Here is a 22,273-nt window from a genome sequence, read left to right as displayed (position 1 = left end):
TTCTTATTTCAATTATTTGTCGTATTTTTGCACAGAAATTTTAAATACAAAGATGAATAATCCTTTGCTGAGTATCATAACACCTGTCTACAATGTAGAAGATTATCTGGATAGATGTGTTCAGAGCGTTCTCTCACAGTCATATCTAGACATAGAGCTGATTCTGATTGATGATGGTTCTACGGATGGCTCTTCTACATTGTGTGATAAGTGGGCAACAACAGACAGCCGTATTACGGTTATTCATAAAAAGAATGGAGGCGTAAGTACTGCTCGTAATGCAGGGTTGGAGGTTGTTAAAGGAGATTATCTGACCTTTGTCGATCCAGATGATTTTCTCGCACCTGATACCTATGCCCCCAATATGGAGTATATTTTGGAGCATCCAGATGTAGATATTCTTCAGTATCCTTATTGTAATTATATAAGTGATGCCGAAGCCCATGATTATCATAAACCATCTGTGGCTTTGCTGACAGGTGCTGAACAGATTTTTAAGAACTGGTGGTCAGGAACCCCTTTAGAGTATGTGATTTGGAATAAAATATATAAACGTAGCCTTTGGGCTGATGTCCATTTTAATGTTGGTCATATCTCTGAAGACACTTGTCTTGTGCCCATATTCTCTCTTAGAGCAAAGGCCATTTACATATCTGAGAGAGGGCTATATTATTATCAGCGCAATAGAAAAGACTCATATACATATAATGATAGTTTTGATAAACATCTCGATTTGTTTTATGCGCATATCGCCATCTATGATTGTTTTAAACACTTTCCTCAAATGGTGACAGAAAAAGTCCTAGCATTTACACGTTTATATCGACGTCTAATCATTGCGAAGCAAGCCTTACCATCTTCATACATCCATGCTCAGTTGAATTTAATAGAAGAGTATTATCCTACATGGAAAGAAATACTATCTTCTCAAGATACCGAGAAAATATGGCTGTCTGTAGCTAAGATATTGGGATCAAATATCTTTGTCAAGTTGTTTGTTAGATATCTGAATTCATTTCAGTAATAACGACATGTGTTATATAACTTGAATTGAATATATGTTGTTTAATTCGATAGAATTCCTGTTGTTTCTGCCACTCGTATTTCTGCTGTATTGGTTCATGTCACGTAATCGGCAGTTGCAAAATCTATTAGTGGTCATTGCAAGTTATTTATTCTATGGTTGGTGGGACATGCGTTTCCTCCTGCTTATTGCGCTCACCTCTCTGTGTAGCTATGGGAGTGGAATTTTACTTGAGTATTATGAAGGACAACGTCGAAAGCAGAAAACTGTGAGTGCTGCTAATATCGTATTGAATCTCGGCATTCTTGGCGGGTTCAAATATTTCAATTTTTTCATTGAGAATATTGATGTCCTGTTCGATATGATGGGATATCATTTGGATTGGGTGACGATGAATGTCATTCTTCCCGTTGGCATTAGTTTTTATACGTTTCAGGCTCTTAGTTACACGATTGATGTCTATCAGAAGAAGTTGCCTGCCTCTCATAACATCGTAGAGTTTTTCGCCTATATTAGTTTCTTTCCACAATTGGTCGCAGGCCCAATTGAAAGAGCGACGAACCTATTGCCCCAGTTTCAGAAGAAGCGGCAGTTTGACTATGCAAAGGCTTTGGATGGAATGCGGCAGATGTTATGGGGCTTCTTTAAAAAAATAGTGATAGCAGATAATTGTGCGTTTATTGTTAATTTGTATTGGAATCAATATGAACATTTAAATGGTGTTACATTGTTTGCTTTAGGTCTATTATTCACTTTTCAGATCTATTGTGATTTTTCTGGATATAGTGATATCGCAATTGGTTGTGCTAGATTATTTGGCTTTAATTTGATTCAAAACTTCAACTATCCTTATTTTTCCTTGTCGTTTCCTGATTTTTGGAGGAGATGGCATATGTCGTTGATGACATGGTTTAGAGATTATATATATACCATTAGGCGGGAGTCGTTGTAAACGATGGAAGGTGTTTCGTAATACGTTTATAGTCTTTTTTGTAAGCGGTTTGTGGCATGGCGCTAATTGGACATTCATTTTGTGGGGATTATATCATGCATCCCTAATCGCTCTTTCTATCATCCTGGGCGTTAATACAAAACTGAACTATGTAGATAATAAATGCAAATTGCCATCGTTAAAGAGTTCTATACAAATGCTAATAACTTTCGTCTTCGTGATTCTTGGATGGATTGTGTTTAGGTCTGAGAATATTTCTCAAGCGTGGTCTTTCATATTGAAAATGTTCTTGTCGTTTTATGATGATAGTCATATCATTTTTGAAAGACGCTATATTCTATACGGATTAGGTTTACTTATTATTGAATGGTTACAAAGAGACAAGCAGCATGTATTGCAGTTTACAAATAGTAGCTTGTTTAAATATAAGGCAGCGCGATGGAGTCTTTATATTATAATGATTATTACTATATTGGGCTCTATAGGACAGAAACAATCTTTTATTTATTTCCAGTTTTGATTATCAATGATATGAATCAGTTTGTTAAGAACGTTTTTCTTTTTTCTATTATATTGTTAATTGTTATTGTTTGTATAGAGTGTCTATTGTTGACTCAGACCAATATATACTCATATAAGCGGGAATATGTCGAAAATCATTTAGATGAGATCAGAGTTTTTTTATTGGGTAATTCTCATGTGGATCAAGGCTTGAACCCCCAATGGATTGGCGATAGCACATTTAATCTTGCTATTCAAGGTAGAGACAAGAAATATGATAGAGAATTGGCTAAACGTTATTTCCCTCAAATGCATAATTTAAAGGTTGTAATTATGCCTTTAGACTATTTTGATTTCCATTTCGGAAGAGAAGTGAATGTATCAGATAATAGAAATAAAGAGGATAAATATTCAAGTACATATAAGTGCATGTATTATAAATATATGGGAATACATGAGGATGGATGTTGGTATTGGTCAGAAGTAATAAATTCAAGACTTAATTACATGAGTAGATTCTTTATGACTACAGATGAAGCAAGGGAATGTGATTCCTTGGGATATGTAAAGTGTGGGATTGAAAAGCGAAGACAAGGATGGAAAAATGAAAGATTGCCTATTCCAATTGATGTCTCAAAGGAAGTAAATGAAATGATGTACAATCAATTGTATTTTAATTATAAGATAATAGCACAAATGGCTAAGAATCAAGGTGCTAGGTTGGTATTGCTAGCTACACCTATGTATAAGACGTTTCAAAATGGTATGAATGATTCCGTGAAAAATGAAATTATAAAATTTGTGAATAAGCTGAAAAATGAATATCCAAACGTAGAATACTACGATTATACCAATAATGAAATTTTTGTAGATGACGATTTTTATGATTCCAGTCATCTTAGCGATTCAGGGGCTAAAAAATTTTCTTTACTTATCTCAAAGATAGTTCATTAATTGTCTCTCTTTGTGGGATGAGGGGTGAATTATCGGTAGCATAAGTTGAACTATGTCAGGGGCATTATCCAATATGTGAATGAGAATATCAAACTTTGGACTTCCTATATTTCATGTAGATACTACAGGGTAGATATGAAATAAGAAGCTTTCCGATTTCACTAAATCCGCATAGGGCATAATGCTGATAGAGTATAGTCTTGTTTTTCCGGATGAATCGAAGTATATTCTTGATACGTGGGTCTGAATAGTATTCTGGAAACAGAGCTACCTTACCTAATAACTCATTATAGTACATAATGATATGTACGGTGCTCCAGTCTTTAATTGAGTTCGATTCGTTTTTGACAGCTTCTTGAGTTACTTGTACACGTTTAATTCGGTTATCAATGTATTGGCTAATGTTTTTCTTGAAATAAGCATGAGCGAGTGAACCTTCGCGATGGGTGTATTCGTATAGCGGTTCATCGACGATGACCGTTGTTTTAGCATGGGTAAAAGCCCTGATATTAAAGATGAAGTCTTCGTCCGTTCGCAGTCCAGGGTCATTTTCAATATGGTGTTCATCAAGCATCTTCCGTTTGTAAAGCTTTGTCCAGCACTGTGAATATATCATATCCTTGGAGAAGAAATGGATGAACCCTTCTTCATGGTTGAGGACATATTGCTTGTAGGTACTATTTAAATGAGAAACAATCCCTTGTTCATCTATTTGCTTATAGTTACAACAAACAATATCTGCATCATGCTCGTAACCAGCGCTCACCATCTTATGAAGCATCAATGGCTCCATTCGGTCATCACTATCTGTCAATGCGATGTAGTTGCCTTGAGCATGTTTGAGTCCTTCATTTTTAGCAGTGGAAGGGCCAGAGTTCTGGATATGAAGAGTATGGATGTTATCATACTTCTGCGCATAATCATCGCAAATAGAGGGTGATGCGTCAGTAGATCCGTCATCAACAAGGATAATCTCTAAGGAGACATCATTCTGCTGAAGAATACTATCGACACAGGAAGTTAGATACTTTTCTGTATTATATACTGGTATGATAACACTTACATCCATGTTTCTTATTTTTTGTGGGTGAGGCGTAGCAGGAGTTTAATGAACCTTTTCGCCAGTCTGCGTGCACCAACGGTCTGGGTGAGTAGGACGGACAGGTCGAGCAACTCATCATCTACGGGCGCCAGGCGTTGATAGTCTTTAATAACGCGTGGTGGAAACATTTCTTGCAGGATGAACTTCCGCTCCTTGGCCAGCAGGCCATTGGAATTGGTGCTGATACCACTAGTATCATAATCAGCCACGATGACATCGCTATTGCGGAAAGTACAATTATCGTAAACTAGAGCATGAATGCAGAATTTCCAGTCAGAGAGAATTTTATAGTTCTCATCATACGGATGTCTCGCCATTATTTCCCTTTTGATGAACATAGCCTGATGGGGGAGGCTACCTCTCATTAAATCCACCAACGAAATAGTGGGTTTGTGATGTCCGCTGGGAATGGTTGAGTCGCCTTTTAATACCTTTCCGCAAATAATATATTCATGATGATCTGCCATGAGATCCAATACATCTGGCGAGTGGAAACGATCGCCAGAGTTCATGAACACTAGGTATTCGCCCTTGGCCTGTGCAATACCTTTGTTCATGGCGTTATAAACACCTTTGTCTTTTTCGGATACCCAGTAGTTGACGTGGTCAGCAAATTCTTTGATGACATCCACGCTGCCATCCGTAGAACCACCATCAATGATGATATACTCGTAGTCCTGGGAAGTTTGGCTGATGACACTCTCGATAGTGTGGCGCAAGCCCTCTTTATTGTTATAGTTAATGGTGATGATGGAGTATCTCATAGACTCTTACTTTCTGCAAAGATAGTTTTTTTTTCTGATATTTGACAGGTGTTCTCATGTTTATTTTGTATTTTTGCAGAAAAATGAACGTTATGATATATAATATTATTATACCTGTTATCTTTAGAGACTATTCGTTCTTGAATACAACGATGAGGTATGTACATAAGTATCTGCACCCTCAGAAAATCTATATCATTACAGATATTAGATTTAAACGTTTCCTTCCTAAAGAAGTATTAATTGATAAGAGGTGTGTTATTGTTGATGAAAATAATGTCATAGACGGATTAGATATAGAAAAGATTAAGGGGTTGTTTCAAAAGTTGAATCGTGTAAAGATGGGGGCAGGTTGGTATTACCAGCAATTTCTTAAGATGGCATTCGCTCTTTCTAATCACTGTGATTCTGATTACTATCTGTCATGGGATTCTGATACGATTCCTCTTCGGGAGATAATTTTTTTTGACGAAAGTGGAAAGCCATATTTCACAATGAAATCAGAACATCATGCACCTTACTTTGTTGCAATAGAGAGATTATTGGGTATAACAAAGACAAATAGCCGTTCATATATTGCAGAAAACATGATGTTCAATAAGTCAATAATGTTGGAACTTATTAACGTGATTCAATCTAATCAGAACTTAAAGGGTAATACTTGGTATGAAAAGATCGTTTATGCTTTGGAACCTGAGTCTGTCAGCCAATTGGGATTCTCTGAGTTTGAAACTTATGGTAATTATTGTTTGACATATCATCCACATCATTATATAGAAAGAACGCTTCCTTCCTTTCGAAGTGGTGGACTTATACAAGGACGTTTTGTATCAGATAGGATATTAAGACAACTTAGCTTTGATCAGGCTACTGCATCCTTTGAAATATATGATCGGCCACCATTTCCCTGGGGGAAACTGGCTTATTTGTATGCACGATGGCAAAGGAGAAAGGAATTGATTATAAGAAGGTTTTATTTGAGATAGTGTATTATTATTTAGTTTCAAGTGGAATCACATTACCTTAATACTCCTTATTGTTTAAATCAATTCGTTGGATGATTCTTGCAGGAGAACCTACAACTACGGAAAATGGTGGTATGTCTTTTGTAACAACACTATTTGCAGCAATTACAGCTCCGTCTCCAATTGTAACCCCAGCGAGAATTGTTGCTTTATCTCCAATCCAGACATTATTACCTATGATAATGGGACCTTTACTATAGATATTCCTTTTTGCAGGTGGAATTTGTAGGTTTTCATAATCAGTTGTTCCATGGGAGTTATCCGATATTGTTACCCATTTTCCTGTTAGAAGTCCACTGCCAATAACAATCTTGTTGGTACATGTTATATGATTCCAAGCTCCAATAGCGCAATCTGAACCTATAATGATTTCTGGTGTGAATTCTTGATTGCCATATTTATCCCATGCTGTTAAATAGATATCGCGTTGAAATGATGTGTTTGAACCAATTGATATGTATTTAAAGCCTTCAATCTGGCCAATGCTTTCAAATCGAACTGTAGAATCGCATGATTTAAATAGGGTAATGATATTAACAGAATCTTCAGCTGTTATTTTTTTTATTTTCTTTATAATTCTATTTAAATAATTCATCTTGTGAGTTCTTTAATAACATTCAGATAATTATACTGTTCTTTTACATCTGGCTCTAAAAATGCGCCTTCTCCCCATTCATTCCATGCTGTGAGGAAAATGAATTCTTTTCCTTGGTTCTCTGATATTTCAAGTAGCTGAGATAAGTATTTCTTGAATTTCTGTGGTGAAGCTCCTTTAACGATTTTACCCTTTATAGAGCGACGGGGAGAATCATCGTACCCGACAAAGGCTCCAAGAAATTCATGTTTCGTAGCTTCCTTTGCATTTATAATAATCCTTCTCCAGATTCTATCATAGCTATAATAATTGTTCTTTATAGGTAAATGTAAATATCTTTTTATCTTTTCAATTCTACGTTCCCAAATAGAGGGATTAAGCCATCCGTCATAGTGTGGCTCATAATTAAATCGAAAAGATTTCTCTTCCCAATCATACCATCTTTTGTTTTTGAAGACGAAAAATATTCCATTAAAACCGTCTTCTATTGCTAAAGTATTCCAGTAACGGCACATTTTTTCAATGCTCTCGTCATATTGGAGGATGGTAAACATAGGTTTGTTATTAACCTTGATGTATCTTTCGTCTTTAAAATATGGAAGTAGATGATCGTAATGGTTCTTCCAATCAGATTCATTGCCTAGGATATATGGAATCAATATCCCATTTTCGTTACTTGTTTTTTGCTTATTATCGGCAATAGGAGCCCATGCATTTCCATCAATTGCACTCCAACTTCTTTTCCAACTTGCATTGTCCCATGCTATGAAATAATGAATGTCGATTTCTGCGTTATTATAGATTATGTCTAAAGGCTTTGTAAGAAGATTTTTTTCATTATTGAACCAATAATGGTAGATTCCAAAACCATAAATACCATTATCTTTAGCTAATTCTGCTTGCCAAGCGACACTTTCTTTTATCGACAAATCGTAGTAGTTGTTATTTAAAGGTATTCGTGGTTGTAGGTGACCACGAAATAAGGGTTGAGCCTTTTTCACTGTTACCCAGTCTGTAAATCCTTCACCCCAAAATTCATCATTCTCCGGGATGCTATGATATTGTGGTAAATACCATGCAATTAATTTCGTTCTCATAATAATTCAAATCCCATTAATCCAAAATCTTCTTGGTTAATTGTATAACCAAATTCTTCTTGATATCCTTCGCAATCAAGATAGCAACAGTTTGGGGCTTTTAGATGCCATTCTACTCTAGGATGATGCATATTCAGGTCGCAGATTATACGTCCATTACTAAGAAATTTTGGTAATTGAAGTGTCTTGTTAATACAGAAATGCCCTTTTGGTATGGTATCCAACCTTCCCCGATAGTAACCTTCTGCTAATGATGCCAATGGTGTCTCTGATTTGCTCTTTATGATAAACATAACGTCTGTCTTAAGTTCTTCATCAGAGTAACCTTCTATACAGAGTGATAGTGTGTGTTGGGCACTTGGTATGATACTTTGATTTTTTTCTGTTCCATTTATCATTATTTTTTCAAAATGAAGAGTGGGCTTGTGTTGCTTGATAGCATTTATAATTTTCTTTCCTTCATTTTGTGGACCACTATTCAGGTAGTAGCGCAAACTATCTTCAATGTTTCCTTGAAATGCTAATTGGCCGTTCTCTAGAACGATACCTTTTTTACAAAGACTTTTTACTGCAGCCATGTTGTGACTAACGAATAGAACGGTGCGTCCTTCGCCTTTGCTGACATCCTGCATCTTGCCGATGGCCTTCTTTTGGAACTCGGCATCGCCTACTGCAAGAACCTCATCCACTACAAGAATCTCTGGTTCCAAATGGGCTGCAATGGCAAAACCTAGACGTACCATCATACCTGATGAATAGCGTTTAACAGGCGTATCTATGTATTTAGCGACACCAGCAAAGTCGACAATCTCGTCGAACTTGCTTTTGATCTCTGCCTTGGTCATGCCCATGATAGAGCCATTCATGAAGATATTCTCCCGACCAGTCATCTCTGGGTGGAATCCTGTTCCTACTTCCAGAAGCGAAGCAATGCGGCCTTTGATTTTGATATCGCCTGTGGTGGGAGAGGTGACACGAGAGAGAATCTTGAGTAGAGTTGATTTTCCGGCTCCATTTTTACCAACGATGCCGACGACATCGCCCTGTTCAACCTTGAAGTTGATGTCGCGTAGTGCCCATACGAAGCGACTGTCCCCCTTTTGGGTACGATCGTTGGTCTCTCCAATCTTCAGATAGGGATCTTCCTTTCCGCGGATGTTGGCCCACCATCTGTTAAGGTCCTGGCTCAAAGTTCCTGTACCAATAGAGCCAAGTATGTATTGTTTGCCTACATGATTGAATTCGATGACTGTATTGCTCATAAGCTAATTGTATTAGATGACATCCATAAAGTTGCGCTGTACGCGGTTGAAAATAACAATACCGAGTAAGAGAATGACAGCAGTAAATATAAAGCTATAGCTCAGATATAGCCAGTTGAACTCTCCAACACCTGTAAAGGCATATTTGAAGGTCTCAAGGATGGCTGTTAATGGATTGGCTACTAATACCCATACATATTTAGGATATGTCTCTTTCATCACTGAAAGCGGATAGATGACAGGAGTCGCGTACATCCATAACTGGACACCAAAAGTAATGAGAAAGCGTAAGTCACGATACTTGGTCGTCATGGATGATATGATCATACCAAAACCTAACCCCAAAGCTCCTAACATAATAATCAGAACGGGGACAAGTAGTAGTGCAGCATTGACTTGGAAGTCGATACCTGATGCAAAGTAATAGATGTAAACAACCAAGAATAGTGCAAACTGGATTCCCATTTTAATGAGATTGGAAATGACAATAGAGAGGGGTACCACCAGTCTTGGGAAATAGACTTTGCCAAATATGGCTTGGTTGGCGTTGAATGTATCAGAACATTTACTGAGACAGTCCTGGAAATAGTTCCAACAAACAAGACCTGCCAGATAGAAGACGGCTTGGGGAATGCCATCGGTGGAAATGCCTGCAATGCCACCAAAAACAAACATAAACATGATGGTGGTGAAGAGGGGCTGGATGACAAACCATAATGGCCCAAGGATGGTTTGCTTGTAGAATGTGACGATATCTCGCTTGACATACATTGTCAAGAGATCTCGGTAACGCCAAAGCTCGCTCAGATCAAGGCTGAACAGACGACTCTTATTTGTAATGATGATATCCCAATCGTTTGACATATGTTTGTTGTGTTATCTAATTCTTGTTTATGACAAAGATAGTTATTATACCTTTAATTATCATACTGTTGTAATCATTTTATAATAAAGATTAACATAATGATTGCTTATACTCCATGTTTTGTATGAATGAAATCAGTATTCTTGCGGTCTATCTTATTGATATTCAACACCATTTTCCATACTAATGCTGGAAAGGATTGCAGTTTGCGGAACAATGATTGTTTGCGCATTTGTTTGGGTATAGCCATGAAGAGTGCTATGCAGAGACAGAACAGAAGAATCCACCACTTGAGAGAGTAGATGTATGATGTATGATGTAAGATGTATGATGTAAGGGGTGCTATGACGCATAGAATAGGGATGATAACAAGGAGAATAGAACGTGGAATAAGTACCTGCTGAATTGTTTTGTCAATGTAGTTGATGTTGCCATCGATAATGGCTTTAGGAAGATATGGGACCATCTGGAAGAATGATTGCACCTGACCGCTCATCCAGCGCTGACGTTGACGCTGGAAGTTGTCGCTATTGCTTACCTTTTCATCTAGGACGCAGATGTCTTCGGCATAATGGATATATATGCCTTGTTTCATTAAAAGGGCTTCCAGTTCGCGGTCTTCTACAGACGTTCTTAGTTCGTTGACGTTGGTTTTAAACCAATGATAGTCAAAGCACATGCCAGACCCAATGAGTGCAGAGGAAAGTCCGATGCGGTTGTGACCTTTGCGGAAAATGGTGTTGTTGATTTCTTCGCTGATGCCATCAAGCACTGCCACATCACTATCTGTATTTTTAGCTGTGCGATGACATTGGATGACCATCGATGGCTGAGCAATAGCGTTTAGGCGTGAGATGAAATCTAGAGCTACGATATTGTCTGCATCAAGTACAACCACGTAGTCATAGGCCTTTTCTAGCTTGTTCATTGCAAATTGCAATGCTTTAGCCTTGCTACTTTTCTGAAATAAAGGTTGAAGTAGTGTGATGGGAAGAGTAGCCAACTGCTGGTTGGTGTCTGCTGACATGTGATCTGAAACAACAGCCACATGAAATAGCTCTTTGGGGTAGTCTTGATGAATAATCGTTTCTACAGTATGACCAATGACGGCATCTTCATGATAAGCTGGTATGAGAACAAGGAAAGATGGCTGATGTCTAATGTCTAATGGAAGATGTGGCTTCTTTGGAAGAAGGGATGTAAGAGTAAAGAATAGGACATACATTACGTTGGCTGCCATGATGAGCCATAGCAGAATATCAATCGAATGTATGATGGCGTATATACTCATTGCCTAAATGATATGATTCAGTTTTTGACTAATGTTATTGACACTAATCTTCATGTCTTTACGGAAAGCGCGTATGAATTGATGCAGTGAACCAATCGTAACCAGCGGAGCATTGAGAAAATCTTTATCCCAGTCTTTGGTAACCAGATAGTTGGGGGTGGCAATGGAACAAGCAAGAAGCGCCAATGCTGCAAAGAACCACCATTTGATTGACAGAGTGAAATAGATGAATGGCAGCATACAACTCATAATAGTGATAAAGGCCATCATGACGGTGCGTGGCATCATGGTCCATTGTAGAAGCTTATCAATCCAGTCGTACCGGCGATTCATAATGGCGGATGGCAGGTATTTGATGTTGGCAATTTGACAATGGAGCTGGTGATAGATCCATTGGCCACGCTCTCTGTTGAAAATCTTCAATTCGCTTGCTTTATAGTCGAATACAAATATATCGTCGGCATAGTCAATAAAGACACCTTCGTGCATCAGCATGGCTTCCAGTTCTTTGCTTTCACCTATCCACGAGTGGACCTTCATGATGTGTTGCTTGAACCAGGTGAAGTTGAACATGTAGCCAGAGCCGTCTAAGGATGCCGAGAGGCCTACGGAAATATGGCCACGACGGAAAACGGAATTGTTTATCTCAGTGAAGATAGCATCCAGACGTGCAATCGGGGTGTTAAGATTACGAGCCACACGACGGGCTTGAACGACTTTTGTTCCTGCCGACTCGTAGGCATTGTTCATCATCTCAAGAAATTCAGGCATTACAATATTGCCAGCATCGAGCACTATCACAGCGTCATAGATTTTGAACTGGGACAAATTGATAATGGCATATTGAATGGATTTTGCTTTGGAACTCTCTGCAAAGTTGGGCGTCAAGAGTGTGATAGGAAGTTGAGCCAGACGCATGTTGGTCATCTCGCTTTGATGGTCTGAGACAACAACAACGTCGAACATACGCTGCGGATAGGTCTGTCCTAAAATGGCGTTGACGGTATCAAAGATTAATGTATCGTCCTTATATGAGGGAATAATGACGATAAAGCGACTCTCTTGCTTGGCTTTGGGAGCCGGAGACTTATGCTTAAACAGGGCAGCAACAGCAAAAAACAACAAATATGTTGCTGTAATAGCCATAGGGATGAAGAGTGCCCAATCAATTATATGTAATATCCACCAGAAATCCATAGTCGTTATAGTTTTAAGAAGTCAATAATGCCTCTCAATGTAGCTTTTGCTTGTAGAGGACATCCTTTGATGATATTCGTGATAATGTCTTTCGTTCCAACTATGCCTATTAAATAGGAATAGGTGAGAAGACGTGTCATAATGGGTATATTTCGTTTTGCCAGAAGCAAGCGATTGCGCATTAAGTAGAAGGTCTTAAGAGGACTGTTTTGACCAGTGGCCTGACTCTCTTTATGATAAATGGTGCATGCCGGCTCATACCATATCTCATAGCCGGCGCGTGAAATCATTAAAGACCAATCGAGTTCTTCATAATATAGAAAGAAGCATTCAGGCATCATGCCTGCCTTTTCAATAACGTCGCGCTTCACCATCATGGCTGCACCATGAGCATATGGGGTGGGGTGGGCGAGGTCGTGTTGTCCACGATCTTCCTCACCAAAACCAATAGAGTGGTTGCGAAGGGTGATAGATGAAAGTGGCGTGTAGCCAGCAAACTGTATGGGATGGCTATCCCATGCAAAACGAATCTTAGGGCATACAACTCCAATCCGTTCGGATGACTCTATGCGCTTGATAAGGGCTTCTGGATTCCAATCTTCGGGATGAAGTTCTGTATCGTTGTTGATAAAGAATAGATAGTCGCCTGTTGAGGCTTTTATTCCTAAATTATTCCCACCGGCAAAGCCTAAATTCTTTAAGCTTTGGATGACCTTGACGTGAGGATAACGCTCCTTGATGATAGCACCTTCGTCTTTTTGTGATGCATTATCTACTACAATCACCTCCATATGCTCGTTGAAGGGGATTGAATCAATTAGGGCACAAGTATCTTTCAGGCCGTTGTAATTGACTGTAATAATAGATATTCTCTTCTTCAAAAGAAACTCGATTTTACGCGTTTATTCTTTTTAGCTTCCAACTTGAGACGCTTCTTCTCCTCTTGTATTGCGACGAGTTCTGCCTCATGCTCCACCCATTCTTTTTCTAGGAATGGTAGAACATAGACAATACTTAAACCTCCGTAAAACACCAGGCAGTTCGGGAATTGCATCAACACTTGATTTCCGTATCCTCCTAATTGAATAGAAACAAAAGCGCAACATAAGCCAGCTCCGATACCTCGCAAGGATGTACTATTGATGCGGAAGAGAACTGTCCAACATGCTCCAATTAGCATGATGACAGTACAAATAAGGAACAGGGTGATACCAATGACGCCGGTTCTTATCCAAATATAAACGTATTCTGAGTCTGCAGGAATTGTAGACATTAGATTATATTTGTTGTTGGCTGGAACGGAACCATAGCCTTGAGCAATGCCGATTCCCCACGGCGCATCTTTAAGATAGCGTTTCATAACTTGCTGATTGTATTCTCGTACGCCTGCAGATGCATCGTTCTTATCAAACGTTGAGCGCATACGACGTATTTGTTGATTGCTATTACCTATATCTGTGAAAGCTAGGATAAAAAAGGCAAAACCAAATAGAATTGAGAAAGGAATAGCAATTCTTACAGATTTAGAAAGGAAAATATAAGCCATAAACCCTGCTGCTAAGCAAGCTGTTGCAGTACGTGTACCTGAAGGGAACATCCCCCAAATGCATGCGATACCTGTGATAAGAAAAAAATATTTATATTTTTTGACTTTACTGGTAATTCCAAAAATCAAGAATGCGACACCTGTTGATGCAATACCGATGCCGTAATTAGCAGCATCACTATAGATTGAAAAATAGCGTATGAGACTGCCTCCCTGAAGAATGTGTGTAGAACGACCGCGTGTTTGAAGCCATTGGTTTTCTGCATCTGTTAGACCTATGTTTTGTTGCTTCCATACCCAGAATACAGCAAAGAGGGATAATGCTCCCCATAGATAAAGGTATTTGATGAGAATCTTACTATCATAAATGTATATAGAAAAGACAATGAATGCATAAATGATTTGAAATGCCATCAAACGTGCACCTGTGTACCAAGCACCAATATCTAAACCAATGTTGCATGTGTCATTAAGTACTTGAAGTGTACAAAAACCTCCCCATACAAACAATGTCAGAAACATGATATTTCCTATGCGTTCAAAGCGATGTTTCTGGATATTGATGAGGGCTAAAACGAGTAGAAGGATTTCTAGTATCTCGTTGGGGAGAGACATTGGGATGGGTAAATTAATACCTTTTATCTGAATAAGATAATTGATGAGTATCAATGTCCAGAATAGAAACATTCCATGGCGAAATGACAGTATAACTATTAGAACGAACACTGGTATCATGCAGACAACTGCAAATGCATTGAGACCCGCAGTGACGAGCTCGTACATGGCCAGTAAGAAGAGGAGAAAGAGCACAGCGACTCTTCCTCCACCCATGTTGCTTGATATCGTTCTAAACGAATTCGTCATAGAAGACTATCTTATCTTGCCTGATTATTCTCTGTTGCAGTAAGACCGAGCTGCGACATGCGATATACGAAGTTGTTGAAACGTGTATAGGGCGGCAACTGACCTACAAATTCCTCCACCGAATAGCGGTTAGCTTCGGTGAGGTACATGTAAAGCGAGTTCTTGTTCTCTAATCGTGCTACCAACTCATTAAGCGCTTTTTGGTCGATATCTTTCCAAGTACGGTTGGCACGAGTAACCATTAGGTTGATTGTGCCCATGTTGAGCAACGATGTAGAGATGATATTGTCATTCAGATTAGGATACTCTATGATGGCTATCTCGTTAGGCATGATGTCGGGACAAAGATCCTTAACATCCTTGGCCATGATGTAGCGGCTATCGTCAGCCAGGAAGTCTTCATCGTAGGTTAAACGACGGACTTGCAAACCAATGCTTAGCCAATAGTTCTCCAACTCTTGAGCAATGTAACTCTTACCATTCGAGGCATCGGTTGAAAGAAGATTGAGTACATTCTGCTGTCCATCGCGGAAGTAGGGAAGTAAGGCTTTGCTCAATTGACGTACTGCCATATCGCTGATCGTCTTGTTGAATCGACGATAGCGTAGGGTGCTCTCCTTGGGGAAACAACCCATGACAGGAATCTCTGTGATACGCTCAGAACGCATGCGGTCACGCAAGGTGCGGTCGAGCATCTCGATGATGAAGAAGTAGAGAGCTGTCAAGACAAAGGTTAGCATGAATGCTCCAAGAAGCACCATCATGCGGTTGGTGGGCTGTGCATTCAATGGGAATACTGGTGGATTGAGCACACGCAAGGTTGCTGTTGACATCTGGAGGTTACGCTGACGCAGTCGAGCAGCATTCAAAGAATTTAGCATTGACATGTAGTTGCTCTCGATAAAGCCGATGTGACGGTCTTTACGGTCGAGGGTGGCACCAATAGGCGAGTAGTAAATGAACTGCTCGTCGATGCTCTGCTGCATGATGTCTTGTGCACCAAATTCTGCACGGGTTCTTTCTAATATGATTACTTGTTCCAGCCAACGGTCAATCAACTCCGTAGCTTTGACGCCCGTTTCTGTATTGTAATTAGAAGCTTCAAGAGTTCGTGATAGTACCTTCACTTTTTTGGTAGTCTCTTCTAATTGACGTTCAGCCTTTGCTAGTTCCAGTTGAGCTTCGTTGCTATTGCTACTTTCACTGCTCATTAGCTTCAGATTGGCAATACGTGATTCTAAGCGTGTAATGTCGTGTACTAGCTGTGAAAACTCCTGATTGGACTCGATGATTTTCGCTCTGTCTCCTAATTGCTTCTTGAAATAAGCTATAAGCGCCTCAGTTGTTGCCATATTCATGCGCAGCTCATTTTTCTTGTTTTGCTGCTCCATTTCCAACTGAGTTAATGACTTGGTTTGCTCTCCATAGTTGATGATACGGTGCTTGACGTTATATTTGATAAGATCGTTCTCGGCTCCAGTAAGTACACGATACAGTCGTGCTACTTCTCGCTCGAAGAATTTTATCACATTTAGAGTCTCACCATAGCGCAATTGCTGATATTGACGGGCAAAGACTTCATTCAGTATGTCAAGTGTGTTATAGCAGATGCCAGGGTCATTGGCTGAATATGCAATGTCAATAATATCACTACCATTAAGTTGGAGAACTTTTAGTCTACCAGTAATGCTACCGATACTAAAGTAAGGATGATAATTCAAAAGACCAAAAAGGTAGTTGTCTTGTGCAGGCTTTTCGTATGCCTTAAGATTCTTGTATGTGTCGTTCTCGCTGTTATGGTTAATCAAGGCCTTAACATCTGCAGGGACTGTGGCCATCAACTGACGATAATGCTCTGCAGAGATATAGTTATTGTCTTTGTTGGAGTTTCCGTACATCATGCAGCGAGCAAACAAGCGTAAAGCCACTTCATGAATGGTGTTATCAGTTTGAATTATCAGCATGAGGTTGGTCATGTTGGTTTGAGGATTACCACCTGCAATTCCAGATCCACCTTCGATGTTATAACCGGTAATCATACCAGTGTAGATAGTGGTATTGGCATCGTAGATTCTCTCCATGTTACGGGTAGAGAACCATGCGATTACCAATGCTATCATTGGAAATATGATGAGAAACCGGTGAATCTTATATAGAAATCTGACAATATATCTAAAAATATCCATATGCAGAGTAAAGATTATAAATGACTTTTATTTGTTGTTCTTTGCGGCTTTAGCAGTCTTTTCTGCCTCTTTCGCAGCTCTTGATGCTTCTTTCTCTCTTTGCTTTTCTGCTTTTATCTCTTCTTCCACTTCAGCCTTTATACGTTTCTGCACAACCTTATTTTCTTTCTCAATCTGCTTTTCGCTCTTCTCAACAGCTTCATCAAGTGTGATGTCGGTTGTCGTATTCGTGATAATAGGCGTATGCGTCAGAATCTCGAGTGTGACGATATCTGTTGTAATCTGTGTCAGGAGGGTTTGATAAGTATTTACGGCACCTTGACTCTCAGTTCCTGCACTTGTATATGCTGAAATATCCATATTTCCATGATGGAACTCAAGCTCATTCAGTGCTTCTGCACCTTGGGCAATAGCAGCAGCCGTACCTGCATTCTTGAGTGCTACAAGATTGTTGGTGATGCGGATATAGAGCGTGACAATCTGAAGCTTCAACTCGTCGAATGCTACATCCTTTTGTAATTGTGCGTCTTCAACCAACAATTTCTTGCGTTTAACAGAATGTCCAAGGTCAAGCAAATCTTCTAAAGGAACGCTGACATTGACTCCTACATTCCAATATGATTGCTCAGATCCTTGAAACTGGTAAATCATAGGACTTACTTCAGAGGAGTTATTACCCCACATGTCGGCTTTTCCGTAGCTATAGCTAGCATGACCGTTGACATAAGAAAATATATGTTTACGTTGCTTAGTGACTTCGGCTTCTGCAATTTCTTGTTTTTTAGCTAATTGTAGAATGGTTGGATTCATTTTGGCGTTTTCGAACAATACAGCAAGTGGAGGTAACTTAAACGTTGAAAAGCTAAAACCTGTCTGCGAATTTGAATCGAAAAAACCTGCATTAACACCCGTTTCCTCAGATGTTTGACCAAAGGAAATACTGCTAGCAAAAGCTAAAATGGCAGTCAACAATATATTTCTTGTCATAGTCACTTGCTATTTCAGATTGCAATTATACGTTTTCTTTCTGTACAAAGGCAAAGATCGTGCGAAAGATAATCTTCATGTCTAGCCAAAAATTATAGGTCTGGCCATATTGAATATCTAACTGCTTACGTTCTTCTGCTGACATGTTGCCGCCTTTTCCACGTTCCTCTACCTGCCAAAGACCGGTAAGACCAGCAGGAGCAACAAAGCGGTCGATAGAGCTATCGATAGTTAATTTCTCTGCTTCGTAAAGTGGCAAAGGTCTATTACCTACTATAGACATGTCGCCTTTCAGGATGTTGAAAAGCTGTGGTAACTCGTCTATGCTATATTTGCGAATGAATTTGCCAACCTTTGTGACGCGTGGATCATTTTCAATCTTGACGAATGCATTACTGTTTTCCTCTTGACGTTGCTTGCTGAAGTCGTTTTCAGAAACCACAAAGTCATCACCGACAAGCATCACCTCTTCGTCACTAATCATCATTTCAGACTCAATACCCATGTCGAACATGTTCTGTTCTGCCTCTTCTCCAAGAGGAGATGTTATTATGGGTTTTTGAGACTTCTCGTTTTCTGAATATTGGTTTGCTGTCTTACTGAGCTCTTTCAGACGCTTTTCAGCATCAGAGTACATAGAGCGGAACTTGAGGAAATCAAAGACCTTATAGTTGGTGCCAACTCGTTTTGACTTGAACAATGCTGGACCTGGACTTTCGAGCTTGATGGCTATCGTCGTTATGATCATTATTGGTGAAAAAATAATGATACCTAACAGAGAAAAAATAACGTCGAAGGTGCGTTTCCAAAGGGGAATTTGAAAGCGCAAAATTTTCTGTTTGGAAACATTCGTGTCAAAAAGCATGTCTTCACGATCGTATATGAACTGAAGTTTCTTACTCAGTTCTGTAACGGGCGCATCGGGGGCCAACGTGTCGTTAATACCGCATTTTTGATATATGATTCTTTCTTCTTGTGATAGCGTGTGGGTCAGAAGAATTATGTATAAGCTTGGACATGTCTGGCGTAGGTATGTAATAGCAGTTACATCCTCAGCACGAAGATTCTTTTCGTAGATGAGGATATAATGCTCATTGTGTGCACGCTTGTTGCACAAATCAGCAGTTTCGATATAACTCCTTGTAAATATGACCTTCTTACCAGGCAGATATTTCAGGCGTTCTTCTGATTCAGGGTCTTGGCCTAAGTAAATAACACCTATCATAGTATTCAATTAGTTGGGCAATATCTTTTTGACTCTGATTTTCAACTCCATGGGGTTGAAAGGCTTTACGATGTAATCTTCTGCACCAATCTCCAATAGGCGGATACGCTCACTCGTCGAGTCTTCACTGGATAGCATGATGACAGGGATGTGGCGGAACAATTCATTCTGCTTAATCCACTCCAAGAAGTCGTCGCCGCGCATTCCTGGCATACGAATGTCAGAAATAATCAAATCGGGAGTATTGCCAGCCTGGAGCCACTTTACGCCTTGAAGTCCATCGGGTAGCCATTGTACGTCATAGTCGCTCATTAGGTAGATTGAGAGAACTTTGGCAATAGTCTCTTTGTCGTCTAGTATAAGAATCTTTTTTTTCATATATGAATAAACTTGTTGTTGACTCTAAAATTTCTTTTCCGTGCAAAGGTAGGAAAAAAAATTTAAGCAACCATAAAATGTATGAAAAAAATGCTTTTTTTATCAAAAAAAAGACTTTTCTGTAGTAAAAAGAGGCCAAAAGGTAATAATTATTCTTCGTTTTGGGTTCGAAGTATAATACTGGTAGCACCAATCGTAAACAGAGTGCCATCTTCGATGGTGCGTCGCTCGCCTTGTCGTAGTTCGACATTGTCCACAAAAGTACCTGTATTACTATTTGTGTCTCGAAGCGTGTATTTTAATTGGCCACGTTTGTCCAGACTGACATTTATAATGCAGTGAGTCAAGTCAACGCTGGGGTCGACAGTCTCAATAGGCGTGTTGATGGGATTTCCCTTTTGATAACGACCAATGGTGTTATCGCCCATCTGGAGCGGCAGGATTTGTTTATAGTGAAAAACGTTCTCAATGACAATGATGCTGCCACATGGGGCTTCATCTTTGTTTCTTTCACCATTGTCATTGTTCAACTGCTCGTTTTCTTTTTTTAGAGTTTCGCGCAATTTTGCAGTGCCCAAACGAATACCAAACTGCTTGCCGCACTCAGGACATTGAAATACTAGTGACTGGCCAGTAGTGTATTTTGTTTCATCGAATGTGATGTATTGATCACATTTGGGGCAACGCACTCGCTTCATCTTGAATAATTTATGGCTGAACTTTCATGACCCAAGCATCCTGGAAATACTTGCTTTGGCCCTGCAATGACTGTAAATGATTGTATGCTTCAGATTCGCTGGCGAAGTTGCCATAAACCACTCGTGTCATGGTGGTGGTCAGTATTCGTACATCTTCAAAGCCTTTAGCCTGAAGCTGACTAATGAAGACCTCCGCATTCTTCTTAGAAACCTGGCTTGCTAATACTAAACAGTATTGGGCAGCGGCTTCTTTTGATTGGCTTGTCTCAGCATTAACCTCGCTACTGATGGTTGCTGCGCTATTGGCCATACTGGTTTCTACGATAGCTTTTGCAATTGACTCAGCAGCTACTTCTGCTGCAGGTGTCGCATGATGAGCGCTGGGGATAGATATAAATGCGCTTTGCTGGATGTTGGTTGGTATCTCACTGTCTGATACGGGGGTGCCAATCATGAAGAATGCAATAATTGCAGCAACGGCAGCAACCATATTGCGAATCCATGACATCTTGATGGTAATGGCATTTTCGTGGATACCAATGCTGTTTGTCTCGGAATTCTGACTGGCGACAGTATCTATACGCGGCATCTCGAAAGAACCTAGGCCATAAAGAGCTGGCGTTAATATGCCGGCTTCGCAGGGGGCGAATGTAAGATGACCCTCGTCGTTGAGTGAAAGGATACCGATATCGTTTAGTTCGTACTTGCCTTCAGTTTCCAAGTGTAAACGTAGTTCTTGGACTTCAGCTTCAATGCGACGGAGCGCTTCTGGATAGCTGATGTCGTATGCTTCAACGTATGATTGAACAAGTAATGAGTCGTTGATCGTGAGTTGTGGATTGAAGCCCAAAGAGCGGAGTGGGGGGAGAAAAAGGGATTCCTGCTCGTCGAAACGTGCATCCATATAGTGCCCCATGAATCCACCAAGGCCAGGCACAATGACACAATCATTGTTTAATAGTAAAACTTCTATATGTTTTTCCAACTCGATCATGAGTGCAAAATTACTCCTTTTTTTTGAGATAAGCAAATAAAAAACAAAAAATCATTCGACAATTCGGAATAATTTTTTAATTTTGCACTCGGAAATTACTATATAATACATTAATGAATTATAAAGAAACTTCAATAGAAGGAGTGTATGTTATTGAGCCACGGGTGTTTAATGATGCACGTGGATATTTTTTTGAGGCTTGGAAACAGGAGGAATTCGAGCAGCATGTAGGAAAGGTTAGTTTTGTACAAGATAACGAATCGATGTCTTCTCGCGGTGTCTTAAGAGGCCTTCATTTTCAGAAAGGAGATTATTCTCAGGCGAAGTTAGTGAGAGTTATTCTTGGACGTGTGCTAGATGTTGCCGTAGATTTGCGAAAGAGTTCTCCCACATTCGGACAGTATGTGGCTGTAGAGCTGAGTGATGAGAATAAGCGCCAATTCTTTATTCCTCGTGGATTTGCCCATGGCTTTCTGGTTTTGAGTGAAAAGGCTATCTTTACTTATAAGGTGGACAATGTGTATGCTCCTCAAGAGGAGGCAAGCATTCGTTGGGATGATCCTGATTTGAATATCAAATGGCCTACAGAATCAATGAACGTATTGACTAGCGAGAAGGATCTGAAGGCTCCATTGTTCAAGGATTCTTATTATTTTGATTAGTATTATTTAATTAAGGTGCGATTGGAGATGAAGGGAATATTCGTAACGATGATTTCTTGTGCTGTGATTCTTGTCGCATGCCTTAGTTGTGTCAAATCCAAACC

At 39.6% G+C, this 22,273-nt stretch carries 20 protein-coding genes and 1 pseudogene; 5 read left to right on the top strand and 16 right to left on the bottom strand.

Features of this window, described 5'->3' with window-relative positions; all coding sequences use genetic code 11:
* Nucleotides 1-52 precede the first annotated feature (52 nt).
* The 3 genes and pseudogenes from T496_RS13340 to T496_RS0103205 all read left to right on the top strand — a co-directional run bounded on the left by T496_RS13340 (nucleotide 53) and on the right by T496_RS0103205 (nucleotide 3,431).
* Complete coding sequence (locus tag T496_RS13340; protein WP_052342052.1) at nucleotides 53-1,024, top strand: glycosyltransferase family 2 protein; 972 nt, start codon at nucleotides 53-55, stop codon at nucleotides 1,022-1,024.
* A 34-nt stretch (nucleotides 1,025-1,058) separates the two neighbouring features.
* Nucleotides 1,059-2,496: pseudogene (locus T496_RS13335) on the top strand (MBOAT family O-acyltransferase).
* 11 nt (nucleotides 2,497-2,507) lie between these two features.
* The gene (locus T496_RS0103205) at nucleotides 2,508-3,431 is read left to right on the top strand and encodes a hypothetical protein (protein ID WP_044110551.1); all 924 of its coding nucleotides are present in this window, start codon (nucleotides 2,508-2,510) and stop codon (nucleotides 3,429-3,431) included.
* 88 nt (nucleotides 3,432-3,519) lie between these two features.
* Here the strand turns inward: T496_RS0103205 and T496_RS14355 are convergent, their stop codons facing one another.
* Together T496_RS14355 and T496_RS0103195 are read right to left on the bottom strand one after the other, a co-directional pair.
* Complete coding sequence (locus T496_RS14355; RefSeq protein ID WP_052342051.1) at nucleotides 3,520-4,500, bottom strand: glycosyltransferase family 2 protein; 981 nt, start codon at nucleotides 4,498-4,500, stop codon at nucleotides 3,520-3,522.
* 5 nt (nucleotides 4,501-4,505) lie between these two features.
* Nucleotides 4,506-5,297 (bottom strand): glycosyltransferase family 2 protein, encoded by a 792-nt coding sequence (locus T496_RS0103195; protein WP_027449467.1) that lies wholly within the window; start codon nucleotides 5,295-5,297, stop codon nucleotides 4,506-4,508.
* 152 nt (nucleotides 5,298-5,449) lie between these two features.
* On the opposite strand from T496_RS0103195, the gene T496_RS13325 reads away from it, so the two are divergent.
* Complete coding sequence (locus T496_RS13325; RefSeq protein WP_155808624.1) at nucleotides 5,450-6,283, top strand: DUF6492 family protein; 834 nt, start codon at nucleotides 5,450-5,452, stop codon at nucleotides 6,281-6,283.
* Between the two features lie 37 nt (nucleotides 6,284-6,320).
* Here the strand turns inward: T496_RS13325 and T496_RS15340 are convergent, their stop codons facing one another.
* The 14 genes from T496_RS15340 to T496_RS0103115 form a co-directional block, all read right to left on the bottom strand.
* Nucleotides 6,321-6,917: an acyltransferase gene (locus tag T496_RS15340; protein ID WP_052342049.1), complete on the bottom strand. Its 597-nt coding sequence runs from the start codon at nucleotides 6,915-6,917 to the stop codon at nucleotides 6,321-6,323.
* A complete protein-coding gene (locus tag T496_RS0103180) occupies nucleotides 6,914-8,014 on the bottom strand; it encodes a glycoside hydrolase family 99-like domain-containing protein (RefSeq protein ID WP_044110549.1) in 1,101 nt (366 codons plus the stop codon). Before T496_RS0103180 ends, T496_RS15340 begins: the two co-directional genes overlap by 4 nt.
* Nucleotides 8,011-9,276: an ABC transporter ATP-binding protein gene (locus tag T496_RS0103175; protein WP_027449465.1), complete on the bottom strand. Its 1,266-nt coding sequence runs from the start codon at nucleotides 9,274-9,276 to the stop codon at nucleotides 8,011-8,013. The genes T496_RS0103180 and T496_RS0103175 overlap by 4 nt, the downstream gene beginning before the upstream one ends.
* Nucleotides 9,277-9,288: 12 nt before the next feature.
* Nucleotides 9,289-10,140 carry an ABC transporter permease gene (locus T496_RS0103170; protein WP_027449464.1) on the bottom strand — a complete coding sequence of 284 codons (852 nt, stop codon included), beginning with the start codon at nucleotides 10,138-10,140 and terminating at the stop codon, nucleotides 9,289-9,291.
* A gap of 107 nt (nucleotides 10,141-10,247) precedes the next feature.
* Entirely contained in the window at nucleotides 10,248-11,246 is a 999-nt protein-coding gene (locus tag T496_RS0103165) for a glycosyltransferase (RefSeq protein WP_231477997.1), read from the bottom strand.
* A 189-nt stretch (nucleotides 11,247-11,435) separates the two neighbouring features.
* Nucleotides 11,436-12,578 (bottom strand): glycosyltransferase family 2 protein, encoded by a 1,143-nt coding sequence (locus T496_RS13315; RefSeq protein ID WP_052342048.1) that lies wholly within the window; start codon nucleotides 12,576-12,578, stop codon nucleotides 11,436-11,438.
* 56 nt (nucleotides 12,579-12,634) lie between these two features.
* Nucleotides 12,635-13,510 carry a glycosyltransferase family 2 protein gene (locus T496_RS0103155; RefSeq protein WP_027449462.1) on the bottom strand — a complete coding sequence of 292 codons (876 nt, stop codon included), beginning with the start codon at nucleotides 13,508-13,510 and terminating at the stop codon, nucleotides 12,635-12,637.
* Nucleotides 13,507-15,006 (bottom strand): O-antigen ligase family protein, encoded by a 1,500-nt coding sequence (locus T496_RS0103150; RefSeq protein WP_027449461.1) that lies wholly within the window; start codon nucleotides 15,004-15,006, stop codon nucleotides 13,507-13,509. The genes T496_RS0103155 and T496_RS0103150 overlap by 4 nt, the downstream gene beginning before the upstream one ends.
* Before the next feature lie 44 nt (nucleotides 15,007-15,050).
* Nucleotides 15,051-17,159 carry a GumC family protein gene (locus T496_RS0103145; protein ID WP_231477990.1) on the bottom strand — a complete coding sequence of 703 codons (2,109 nt, stop codon included), beginning with the start codon at nucleotides 17,157-17,159 and terminating at the stop codon, nucleotides 15,051-15,053.
* 93 nt (nucleotides 17,160-17,252) lie between these two features.
* The gene (locus tag T496_RS0103140; RefSeq protein WP_027449459.1) at nucleotides 17,253-18,212 is read right to left on the bottom strand and encodes a TolC family protein; all 960 of its coding nucleotides are present in this window, start codon (nucleotides 18,210-18,212) and stop codon (nucleotides 17,253-17,255) included.
* 25 nt (nucleotides 18,213-18,237) lie between these two features.
* Nucleotides 18,238-19,437 (bottom strand): sugar transferase, encoded by a 1,200-nt coding sequence (locus T496_RS15195; RefSeq protein WP_027449458.1) that lies wholly within the window; start codon nucleotides 19,435-19,437, stop codon nucleotides 18,238-18,240.
* 9 nt (nucleotides 19,438-19,446) lie between these two features.
* Nucleotides 19,447-19,815 (bottom strand): response regulator transcription factor, encoded by a 369-nt coding sequence (locus T496_RS0103130; protein ID WP_027449457.1) that lies wholly within the window; start codon nucleotides 19,813-19,815, stop codon nucleotides 19,447-19,449.
* 149 nt (nucleotides 19,816-19,964) lie between these two features.
* A complete protein-coding gene (locus T496_RS0103120) occupies nucleotides 19,965-20,513 on the bottom strand; it encodes an FHA domain-containing protein (RefSeq protein ID WP_027449456.1) in 549 nt (182 codons plus the stop codon).
* Between the two features lie 10 nt (nucleotides 20,514-20,523).
* Nucleotides 20,524-21,507 (bottom strand): HU domain-containing protein, encoded by a 984-nt coding sequence (locus T496_RS0103115; protein ID WP_027449455.1) that lies wholly within the window; start codon nucleotides 21,505-21,507, stop codon nucleotides 20,524-20,526.
* Between the two features lie 113 nt (nucleotides 21,508-21,620).
* On the opposite strand from T496_RS0103115, the gene rfbC reads away from it, so the two are divergent.
* A complete protein-coding gene (gene rfbC, locus T496_RS0103110) occupies nucleotides 21,621-22,169 on the top strand; it encodes a dTDP-4-dehydrorhamnose 3,5-epimerase (RefSeq protein ID WP_027449454.1) in 549 nt (182 codons plus the stop codon).
* Nucleotides 22,170-22,273: the final 104 nt, after the last annotated feature.

Source organism: Xylanibacter brevis P6B11 (assembly GCF_000621825.1).
GTDB classification, from domain to species: Bacteria; Bacteroidota; Bacteroidia; order Bacteroidales; family Bacteroidaceae; genus Prevotella; species Prevotella brevis.
The sequence above is the reverse complement of the archived record's forward strand: the minus strand, read 5'-3'. Positions and strand labels throughout refer to the sequence as shown.